Source organism: Aeromonas sp. EU05-FHT14A05 (assembly GCF_058791175.1).
Genome location: NZ_JBYTDH010000002.1, coordinates 437,495 through 447,808, shown reverse-complemented (window position 1 = coordinate 447,808; position 10,314 = coordinate 437,495). Strand labels below are relative to the sequence as shown.

The window sequence follows — 10,314 nt, the reverse complement described above, 5'->3', positions numbered from 1 at the left end:
CGGGAATAGCTCAGTTGGTAGAGCACGACCTTGCCAAGGTCGGGGTCGCGAGTTCGAGTCTCGTTTCCCGCTCCAATTTTCCATCGCACCAACGATGGAACTCACTTTCAAGACATCAGTCTTGTCAGCATGGCGCGTTAGCAAAGCGGTTATGCAGCGGATTGCAAATCCGTTTAGTCCGGTTCGACTCCGGAACGTGCCTCCATCTTCTTCCTAGGTTTCATTCTTGTTCCATGCCAGGTTTCATCCCAAGAACCTCTTTCGGCATATCCCTTTGCGTTCAATATCCTTGCTGGGTCAATAACAGCTCGCAGCCCTGATGGCGCCACTCTCTTTGCAGATAGTGACTTATCTCGTCGAGGGATTGCCCCCGATACTGAAGCTGCAGCTCGGCGGCGTGGTCGGTCAGATCGGCCATCTTCTGCTTCAGTTGACCGCATTGCCACAGGCTGACGACAGGCACCCCCTGGTACGCCAGCGTGATGGCGTCGTTCTGGTTGAGCCGCCACTCCTGCCACTGTGACCAGGCGAGCAGACCCAGTACGCTCAGGACAGCAATGTCTGCCAGTTTCATGCGCTTCTCCCCCCATTTACCTCTCCATGTTCTAACTCTTGCCCAAGGCGTGGTTTTTGCCAGCCTTGTTACTCTTTGGTTAAATAATGTAACCCAGTTTCACTTTCTGGTTTTTAGGCGGTTTTTTTATAAAAAAGTGGGCTTGTTGGTGTAGTAATCCTACAGATTGTGGAGTAATCTTTGCTCAGTGGTCTTACCAGTGAGGCGTTAAATCATGTTTCATCCCTTCTCCCTGACTCAGATAATCCTTCGCCGCATCTTCGTACTGATGGTGGGTCTGCTCGCCTTCCCTGTGATGCTGTTTCGCCGCGATCGCGCCCGCTTCTACAGCTACCTGCACCGGATCTGGAACAAGACCAGCACCAAGCCGGTGTGGCTCAAGATGAGCGAACGGGGTGAGCGGATCTTCTACTGATCCCCGTCGCGTGACCTGCCTCGCCCGGCCCGAGTTCGGCGCAAAAGGAAGGCAGGGCGCACCTCCCGATACAAAAAACCGACACCACGGGTGTCGGTTTTTTTATGGGTATCGAACAGCCACAGCACGCCTTGCGGCTGGTGGCAGGCCCGGCGCTGGCTCCCATCTCATTCCATCCCATCTTCGCTCTCCTCACTCCACCCCTCAGAAGGGGCCGCCAAGCACCGCACAGCAGAGCCCGGTGGCAGAAATAGGATTGCCTGACCGGAAATGGCCAGCATAGGGCCACGCCATGGCTAACATGGTGCCTTTGATCAGAGGGAGTGCCGCGATGAACACCGATTTCAGGATTCAGGGGTTAGAGAAGGGTCTGTTTGCACGCTTCATGGCGATGAGCGAGGAGGAGCTGCAGGGCATCGACGCAAGATGGGTGACGGCCGATGCCAGACCCGGTTACCCGTGCCGGGTTTCCCTGCAGGATGCCATGCCGGGGGAGAGGGTACTGCTGATCCACTTCCTGCACCATGACGTCGACTCTCCCTATCGGGCAGGGGGGCCCATCTTTGTGCGCGAACACGCCGACACTGCGGTGCTGGGTGTCAATGAGATACCGGAGATCCTGCTTGGGCGCCTGCTCTCGGTCAGGTCCTATGACAGGGCGCACATGATGATCCACGCCCAGACCATTCAAGGCAGTGAATTCGAGCGAGCCATTCGTCAGCAGCTGTCGAATGGGGAGGTCGCGTACATGCAGGTACACAATGCCAGCCCGGGTTGTTTCAGCTGCACCGTCAGTCGTGCCTGAGCCAGCTCTGGTTCATGCACAGCTCAAGGCGCAGCCCTGTCTTCAGGGCGGGTCGTGCTCCTTGCCCCCGCCGGACAACGGCTTCTCTTGCGAAATGGTGCCCCGTTATGCCTCCCGGCCTAGTTCGGCCAGCGCCGCGCGCAGGCGGGCGAGACCTATGGGTTTGAACAGGCAGTCGTTCATGCCGGCGGCGAGGCAGAGCTCCCGCTCCCGGGGCAAGGCGTGGGCGGTAAAGCCCCAGACCGGCAGCTCATGGCCACGGGCACGCAGGTTGCGGGTCAGTTCGAAGCCGTCCATCACCGGCATCTGGCAGTCGGTGATGACGAGATCGAAGGAGTGGCTGCCGACGGCCCGCAGCGCCTCCAGCCCGTTGCTGCGCACGCTCACCTCGTGTCCCAGGTGCTTGAGCTGCTGGCGCAGCAGGATCTGGTTGGCATGGTTGTCATCCACCACCAGTATCCGCAGCCGGGGCCCAGGCTCTCGCGGGGGGAGGGGGGCTATCACCTGGGGGCGATCCGGGGTGGCCAGGGTCAGGGGCAGCCTTATCTCGAGGCGGGTCCCCCGTCCTGGCGCGCTGTCGACGCCTATCTCTCCCCCCATCAGCTGGCACAGGATGCGGGCCAGGTTCAGGCCGAGGCCGCTGCCCGGGTACTGCTCGAGGGAGTGCGCACGGTAGAAGGGGGTGAACAGCCGGGGCAGCTTGTCCGCCGGTATGCCGACCCCGGTGTCTGCGATGACCAGGTGCAGCACGGGGGCCTGCTGGGGGTCTCCCGTCAGGGCGGCGCTGATGCTCACCTCCCCCTGCTCCGTGAACTTGATGGCGTTGCCGATCAGGTTGAAGAGGATCTGGCGCAGCCGAAGGGAATCGATCAGCACGGTCGGCAGGGGGGCGCCGGGCAGCTCGACGCGATAGGCCACCCCCTTTTGCCCGGCCATGCCATCGAACACCCGGGTGACCGACAGCAGCAGCGGCGTCAGCTCGCAGGGGGTCGGGGTCAGGGTCATCTGGCCCGCCTCTATGCTGGCGATATCCAGGGTATCCCCGAGCAGATCCAGCAGACCGTGGGCCGAGTCCGCGGCGATGCGCAGCAGCTCGGCACTGTGACGACTGAGGGCGGGATCCTCGGTGGCCAGCTCCAGCATGCCGAGGATGGCGTTCATGGGGGTGCGGATCTCGTGACTCATGGTGGCGAGAAAGTCGCTCTTGGCCCGGCTGGCGCTGTCGGCCTGCAGCTTGGCCTGGCGCAGGGCCTCCTCCAGCCGCTTGCGGTCCGTGATGTCGATCCAGCCGTCGATCACCCCGCTGATGGCCCCTTCTGCATCGAAGTAGGGCACCATCCAGTGATAGATGTGGGTCTGCCTCCCTTCGCGGTTGAAAATACGATCGGCGAAGACGGGCTGGCCATGCTGCAGCACCTTTGTAAAGTCCTGCTCCAGGGCGGCGATGCTCCGGGGCTCGATGAGCCCCTCCAGTCCCTGGACGAAGGGGTGCCCCATGACGTCTTCCGGGCGGGCACCGAGCTGGGCCAGGTATTTGCTGTTGCACAGCAAGACCTTGCCGCTCTTGTCCCGCACCACTATGGGGTGAGGCTGGCTCTCCCCGAGCGCCTTGATGAACCTCACGTGGGCCTCCAGCTGCTGGCGGGAGGCCTGCTCGGCGCGGGCCAGCCCCTTGAGCATGAGGTTGCGATAGAGCAGCACCAGGGCCAGGGCGAAGAGCACAGCAAACAGCAGGTAGAAGGCGTGGGCGTGGCGCTCCATGAAGCCGGGCATCGGCAGTTTGCGGTTGCGCCACTCGTAGCTCGTCATGGCCAGCTCGTTGGGCGGGATGGCGAGCAGGGTCTTGTCGAGAATATCCATCAGCATCGCGTTGCCGGGCTGGCTGGCAAAGCCCATCCGTATGGGCTCGTCATCGGCGGGCCCCGCGATACGCAACCGGGTTTGCGGATCGTTGTCCAGGGCGTGGCGGGCAAAATAGAGCGGCACTATGGCGGCATCCAGCCTGCCCCCCTCGACGGCCTGCATCGCCTCCTCGGCGCTCTCCATGGTGGTGAGCCGGCTGCCCTTGAGCTGATCGGCGAGCGGGTTGTAGCGGGTCATCCCCACGCGCTTGCCCGCCAGACCCTGCAGCGAGCCCATGCTCTCCTCCCCCTGATGGGTGAGGATCACGTAGATGTCGTCCGTGGCATAGGGGACCGAGGGGCGCAGGCCATAGCGCTCGGCCACGGGCCGGGAGATGGCACCGATGAGATCGAGGCGCCCCGAGCGGATGGCCTTGTCCCGCTGCCGGTCGGAGTCGAAGCGGATGAACTCGAAGGAGAGGCCGGTGCGCTTGCTCACCTTGGCCAGCATGTCGACCGTCATGCCGGTGAGCTGGCCGTCGTGATCCAGGGCGCCATAGGGGTAGAGGTTGTCCATCAGCCACACCTTGATGGGGGGAGACTGGCGCAGCCAGGCCTGCTCGGCGGCGTCATAGCGCTCGCTCGCGCCGTCATTCATGTCACGTATGGGCCCGTTCCACTGGCTGAAGATGGCATTGCGGGTCCCGTCGTCGATGGCGTCCAGGCCGCGATTGATGAGGCCGAGCAGGGCCGGCACGCGGGCGGAGACTGCGAAGCGAAAGTCGGCCGGAGCCAGGCTGGGCTGCGCCTCGCCGCGCTGCCTGAGGTGGTCGAAGCGCTCGCTGTTGAGGTAGTGCATGGCGTGGGCGTCGCTGAGCAGTATCTCCTGGCGGCCGAAGAAGACGGCGTCGAAGGCCTCCATGTTGGAGTCATGGGTCACCAGGGTGAGGGTGGGGTAGTAGAGCCTGAACCGCTGCGCGTCTATCTGGCCCTTTACGGCGGCGACGCGCTGGCCCGGGGTGAGCAGGGGGCCCTGATAGGCTTTGGGGGCCGAGAAGACCAGGGCGCTGCTGAAGTAGGGTTGGCTGAGCCGGATCCCGGAGGCCTCGGTGTCCGCCAGGGTCAGGTTGCCGAGGTTGACCAGATCGAGTTCTCCCCGGCGCAGGGCGAGCAGGGCGCTCTCCTTGTCGGCGAAGAGCTGCAGTGACAGGGGCTTTTGCAGCATATGGGCGAGGATGCCGAGGTAATCGGCGGAGATCCCCTCGAACCTGTGCCGGGAGACGATCATGCTGAAGGGGCGGTAATCCTGTGCGAGGAGGCCGACCCGCAACTGCCCGGCCTGCCGCAACCAGCCCTGCTCGGCCTTGGACCAGCGGGGAGGGACTATCTCGGGATGGTGACGGCTGTGCAGGGTCAAGGCCAGCGCAGGCTGGCCGAACAGCAGACAGAGCAGGATCAGTGATCGATAGAGGTTCATCATGCCACCTGGAACGGGACAGCCATCCTTGCCGGGTCTGGGCCAAAGACGGCCATTCTACCGGAAAATGGCTATAACGAGTCCCCTATTTGGTCGCAGCCAGCATGAAAGGCACAAGCATGGCGGCGTGCGCCGCCATGCTTGTCCAGAGTTGCCGGGATCAGCCGAACCGGTAGGCGCCCATGTAGAGGCTGCCATAGTCCCAGCTCTGGTGCAGCCTGGTCGGTCTGTCGCTTCCCGCCGCCCCGAGCGCCACGAACAGCGGGCGCAGGTGATCGTCATGGGGATGGGATTCCACGGCACCCGGAGCCCGGGCCCGATAATCTTCCAGCGCCGCCCTGTCACCCTCATCCATGGCCTGCTCCAGCCAGTGAACGAAGGCGCTCGCCCAGCGGGGCACCGGGCTGTCGTCCGGCCCGAGCGCCCTCAGGTTGTGGGTGATGGCGCCGGAGGCGACTATGGCGATGCCCTGCGCGCGCAGGCCCTGCAGCGCCTCCCCCAGTTGCCACAGCTGGGCCGGGGTGAAGCCGGCCGGAATGGAGAGTTGCACCAGGGGGAGCTCGCTCTGGGGATCCATCAGGGAGAGGGGCGACCAGACCCCGTGATCCAGCTCGCGCTTGACCGGCGTGGCGGGCAGGCCCGCCAGCAGCAGCTGATCGCTCACCGCCTCCTGCAGCCACTGGGGGCTCCTGGCCGGCCAGCGGATCCGATAGAGGGGCTCGGGGAAGCCGTAGAAGTCGTACATCAGGGCCGGGTTCGGCTCGACGTTGAGCTGCGGCTCGCCGCGGCTGAACCAGTGGGCCGAGATCACCACCAGCCCCCTGACGCCCTCGAGGCGCAGCTGTTTCAGGAACCGGGTGGCAGGCTGATCCCGCAGGACCAGATCCGGGGCGCCGTGGGAGATAAACCAGACGGGGGCGATAGCCATGACAGACTCCATATGCGTTATGCCGATGCGTGCTGCGCACCGAAAACCCGAGGTCAGGGCGACATGCCGCTGACGATGTGGTCATTATCTGCCCCAATGACTGGGTTAACAATCAGGCTTTATGGATAAGCACCGTTCACTTTTGGTTGATAGTCTGAGCGGAAAGGACGAACGAAATGGCGCAGAAACGACAACGCCGGCGCATTGCGCCGGCGTTGTGATCAAGGTCCGTCGGAAGTAGCCCCTGACGGGATGCCCCGCAGCGCCACCTCCAAGATCAGCACGGGCCCTGTCGGGTTTATTGAATACCCAGCAGTTCCACATCGAAGATCAGCACCGAACCTGGCGGTATCTTGCCGGCGGCGCGGTCGCCGTAGGCCAGGTTGGCGGGAATGTAGAAGCGGGCCTTCTCCCCTTCCACCATCAGTTGCACCCCTTCGGTCCAGCCCTTGATCACCTGGTTGAGGCCGAACTCGATGGGCTCGCCGCGGGCGACCGAGCTGTCGAATACGGTGCCGTCCAGCAGCTTGCCCTCGTAGTGCACCTTCACCTTGCTGGTGGCGGTGGGGTGAACCGTGCCGCTGCCCGGTGTCAGCACCTCGTACTGCAACCCGGAGGCCGTGGTGGTGACCAGGGGCTTCTCCTTGTTGCTGGCGAGGAACTCGGCCCCCTTGCGCACGTTCTCTTCGGCCAGTTTTTTGTTGTTGCTGCTGGAGTAGAAGTAGTAGGCGGCGCCGGCGATCAGCAGGGCGATCAGAATGAATTTCATCGGGTTTTCCTGTTCCTTGAAATCAGAGTGCAATGAAGGGGCATCTTATCCCAGCCGGGGAGGGAGGGCGAGGGGGGAAGCCGGAGGATGTGACCGGACGGGCAAGGCACCGGGGGCATAATGCCCCCGGTTCGGATTTACTTGGCGGCCACCATCATCAGGGCGGGCAGGGCGAAGAAGAGCCCGGCCACGTAACCCAGCGCCAGCAGCTTGTTCTCGCTGCCGACCCGGGCCAGGGTCTCGGCGGCCTTGATGGGCAGCTCCCGCAGGAAGGGAACCCCGTAGATGAGCACCACGGCAAACAGGTTGAACAGTACGTGGACCAGGGCGATGGTCAGCGCCAGCTGGGCACCGGCACCGCTGATGGCGGTGGCGGCCAGCAGGGCCGTGATGGTGGTGCCTATGTTGGCCCCCAGGGTGAAGGGGTAGAGCTGACGGGTGGTGAAGACGCCGCCGCCGGCCAGGGGGATCATCAGGCTGGTGGTGGTGGAGGAGGACTGCACCATCACCGTCATCAGGGTGCCGGAGGCGATGCCGGTCAGCGGGCCACGGCCCAGCGCCTTGTGCAGCAGCTCCTTGGCGCGGCCCACCATGACCCGTTGCAGCACCTTGCCGAGGCTGGTGACGCAACCCAGGATCAGCAGTATGCCGATGACTATGGTGGCGATGGCGGGGCCCTTGCCCGGCAGGAAGGCGACGGCAGCGTCGATGAGATCCAGTGACGGCGAGATGAGGGGCTTCATGAAGTCCATCCCCTTCATCGACATGTCGGCGGAACCCATCAGCAGGCCTGAGATCCACTCAGCGCTCTGTTGCAGCAGGCCGAACATCAGCTCCAGGGGCAGGAAGATGAAGACCGCCAGCAGATTGAAGAAGTCGTGTACCGTGGCGGCGGCGAAGGCGCGGCGAAACTCGCCTCTGTCCCGGATGTGACCGAGGGAGACGATGGTGTTGGTGATGGTGGTGCCGAGGTTGGCCCCCATCACCATGGGGATGGCCATCTCCATGGGCAGGCCACCGGCCACCAGACCGACGATCACCGAGGTGACAGTGCTGGAGGATTGCACCAGGGCGGTGGCCAGGATGCCGAGCAGCAGGGCGACGAAGGGGTTGTTGGCAAAAGCGAAGATCTGGGCCGCGCCCTCTGCGCCGCCGGAGAAGCCCTTGAAGCCGTGGGAGACGGCGCCAACAGCGACCAGGATCAGGTAAATCAGCGTGATCACCGCGAGCCAGTTGAACAGGGGGCCGGGACGGCGGGTCTGCTGGGGTGCGGAAGATGCGGTGCTGTGCATATGGCCTCTTGGGGTCGTTCTGCGTTGAAATGGACGGGCGCATTACAGCAGCGCTCCATGACAGAAATATGACAAAGTGACACTTTTATGATGTTTTGGTGACAGGGCGGCAGGGGCGTCGCAGACAAGCCGCAGACAAAAAGTGTCGGAGCAAACGCCGATATGGCGCCATCCGGCTCAGCGCCGGTCTCCGCCCTTGCACTGAGGCCCCTGGGTTATATGCTGCCAGGCTTTCCTGTCTTCAAACTGAGGAAGTGATGATGCGTGCATGGGTTTTGTGTCTCTCCCTGGGTCTGCTGTCTGCCGGTGCGCAGGCCAGCGTGTTCAAGTCCGAGTGCAACCTCGACAAGGCGGCCAGAAACGAGGCGATGAATGCGACCCTGGGGGTCAAGGGCAACTGCGATGCCGACAAGCTGGTGCGTCAGCAGAAGGAGAAGGCCAAGGCCGAGGTGAAGAACACCACCACGGACGCGCTGGACAAGAAGACGGCGGGGCTGAAAGAGGCGAAGCAGAACACCAAAGCGGCCATGGACAAGCAGAGTGCCGATCTGAAGCAGGCGCAGGACAAGGTCAAGCAGACCCGCAAGGACGTCAACGCCGTGGCCAGGGATCCGGTCAAGGCGGCCGCCACCGCGGTGATCAACCAGGGGTGAGGAAGAGTCAGGCGCAGGTCTGCATGCAAGAAGGGGAGCCATAGGCTCCCCTTCTGTTTGGCTGTCGTCCGGCCGGCCTTACTGGCCGTCGGCCGTCTCCTCGTACTGACGGAAGGGGATGCGGAACACGGCGAGGCGCAGGAAGAGGTAGGTGACCCCGATCCCCGCCCAGATGAGACCAAGCTCCAGGGAGCTCTGCTCCAGGTTGATCCAGAGCGCCCCTATGGTGGCGGCCCCCAGCAGCGGCAGCACCAGGAACAGCAGGTGCTCCTTGAGGCTCTTGTTGCGCTTCTCGCGCACCCAGAACTGGCCGATGACCGACAGGTTGACGAAGGTGAAGGCCACCAGGGCGCCGAAGTTCACCAGGGCCAGCGCCATGTCCAGATCGAACGACACCGCGGAGAGCGCCAGGGCCCCCACCAGCAGCACGTTGATGGCCGGGGTGCGCCAGGTGGGGTGGATGTAGCCGAACACCCGCTCCGGGATCATGCGATCGCGCCCCATCACGTAGAGGATGCGGGACACGCCGGCGTGGGCCGCCATGCCGGAGGCGAGCACGGCCGCCGTGGTGCACACCAGCACCACGCTCTGGAACAGGGTGCCGCCGACGTAGAGGGCGATCTCAGGCAGCACGGCGTCCGGCTCCTTGAAGCGGGCCAGATCCGGGAAGAAGAGCTGCAGGCTGTAGGAGACGGTGACGAAGATGATGCCGCCGATGAGGGCCGTCAGCACGATGGCGCGGGGGATCACCTTGCCGGCGTTCGGGGTCTCTTCCGACAGGGAGCTCAGGCCGTCGAAGCCGAGGAAGGAGAAGCAGAGAATGGTGGCGCCGGTGAACAGCGGCAGCATGCCGGCGGACTCCAGGTGGAAGGGGCGGCTGCTCAGCAGGGTGCCCGTTCCTTCGCCGTGCAGCAGTCCCCAGGCGATGAGGCCGAGGAAGGTGAGGATGATGGCGACCTGGATGAAGACGATGAAGCCGTTGAGGTTCGCCACCAGCTTGATGCCGCGCAGGTTCAGGAAGGTCATCACAGTGACCAGGCCGAAGATGAAGATCCAGGGATCGACGTTCGGGAACATGGCGGTCAGATAGATCTTGGCCAGGAGGATGTTGATCATCGGCATGAACATGTAGTCGAGCAGGGAGGACCAGCCCACCATGAAGCCGACATAGGGGTGGAACACCTTCTGGGCATAGGTGTAGGCGGAGCCCGCCGAGGGGAAGCGGCGCACCAGGTGGCCGTAGCTGAAGGCGGTCAGCAGAATGCCGCCGAGCGCCAGCAGGTAGGCGGTGGCGACCCGGCCCTCGGTGATGTCACCGACGATGGCGAAGGTGTCGAATACGGCCATGGGGGTCAGATAGGCCAGGCCCATTACCACCACTTGCCACATGCTGAGGGTTTTTATCAGACGAACGGGTTGCTGGCTCACTCAGGCTCCCTCCTTGCACGGCTGGCAGGAGGTGGAATGGCGTGAGGCCATGGGACTGGTTTCTCGCATCCGCAGCGAAGCGGTATGCAAACCACAGACGTTGGTCGCGCGGCGACCAAAGCAGGTTCCGGT

General features: G+C 63.7%; 9 protein-coding genes and 1 tRNA gene. 4 read left to right on the top strand and 6 right to left on the bottom strand.

Going from position 1 to position 10,314, the window contains the following annotated elements; translation table 11 throughout:
• The first annotated feature begins 131 nt into the window (after positions 1 to 131).
• Positions 132 to 205 (top strand) — tRNA-Cys (locus AC3WR3_RS05235).
• Between the two features lie 75 nt (positions 206 to 280).
• Here AC3WR3_RS05235 and AC3WR3_RS05230 read toward each other — a convergent pair.
• A complete protein-coding gene (locus tag AC3WR3_RS05230) occupies positions 281 to 574 on the bottom strand; it encodes a hypothetical protein (protein WP_202046854.1) in 294 nt (97 codons plus the stop codon).
• 214 nt (positions 575 to 788) lie between these two features.
• On the opposite strand from AC3WR3_RS05230, the gene AC3WR3_RS05225 reads away from it, so the two are divergent.
• Both AC3WR3_RS05225 and AC3WR3_RS05220 read left to right on the top strand, forming a co-directional pair.
• On the top strand, positions 789 to 989 hold the full coding sequence (locus AC3WR3_RS05225) for a YbfA family protein (protein ID WP_025327782.1): 201 nt from the start codon (positions 789 to 791) through the stop codon (positions 987 to 989).
• Positions 990 to 1,320: 331 nt separating this feature from the next.
• The gene (locus AC3WR3_RS05220; RefSeq protein WP_492291360.1) at positions 1,321 to 1,794 is read left to right on the top strand and encodes a DUF1203 domain-containing protein; all 474 of its coding nucleotides are present in this window, start codon (positions 1,321 to 1,323) and stop codon (positions 1,792 to 1,794) included.
• Between the two features lie 105 nt (positions 1,795 to 1,899).
• Here AC3WR3_RS05220 and AC3WR3_RS05215 read toward each other — a convergent pair whose 3' ends face one another.
• From AC3WR3_RS05215 to AC3WR3_RS05200, 4 genes are all read right to left on the bottom strand, one after another.
• Complete coding sequence (locus AC3WR3_RS05215; RefSeq protein ID WP_492291359.1) at positions 1,900 to 5,112, bottom strand: ATP-binding protein; 3,213 nt, start codon at positions 5,110 to 5,112, stop codon at positions 1,900 to 1,902.
• A gap of 160 nt (positions 5,113 to 5,272) precedes the next feature.
• Positions 5,273 to 6,040, bottom strand: coding sequence for a DODA-type extradiol aromatic ring-opening family dioxygenase (locus tag AC3WR3_RS05210; protein ID WP_492291358.1), 768 nt, complete (start codon positions 6,038 to 6,040; stop codon positions 5,273 to 5,275).
• Positions 6,041 to 6,338: 298 nt separating this feature from the next.
• The gene (gene bamJ, locus AC3WR3_RS05205) at positions 6,339 to 6,809 is read right to left on the bottom strand and encodes a BamJ family beta-barrel-assembly machinery protein (RefSeq protein ID WP_492291357.1); all 471 of its coding nucleotides are present in this window, start codon (positions 6,807 to 6,809) and stop codon (positions 6,339 to 6,341) included.
• Between the two features lie 137 nt (positions 6,810 to 6,946).
• Positions 6,947 to 8,101, bottom strand: coding sequence for a sodium:phosphate symporter (locus AC3WR3_RS05200; protein WP_025327778.1), 1,155 nt, complete (start codon positions 8,099 to 8,101; stop codon positions 6,947 to 6,949).
• Positions 8,102 to 8,361: 260 nt separating this feature from the next.
• Between AC3WR3_RS05200 and AC3WR3_RS05195 the strand changes: the two genes are divergently transcribed.
• Positions 8,362 to 8,754: a hypothetical protein gene (locus AC3WR3_RS05195; protein WP_319913241.1), complete on the top strand. Its 393-nt coding sequence runs from the start codon at positions 8,362 to 8,364 to the stop codon at positions 8,752 to 8,754.
• 78 nt (positions 8,755 to 8,832) lie between these two features.
• On the opposite strand, the gene AC3WR3_RS05190 is transcribed toward AC3WR3_RS05195, so the two are convergent.
• Positions 8,833 to 10,143, bottom strand: a complete 1,311-nt coding sequence (locus AC3WR3_RS05190) for an APC family permease (RefSeq protein ID WP_202047141.1) — start codon at positions 10,141 to 10,143, stop codon at positions 8,833 to 8,835.
• Positions 10,144 to 10,314 lie beyond the last annotated feature (171 nt).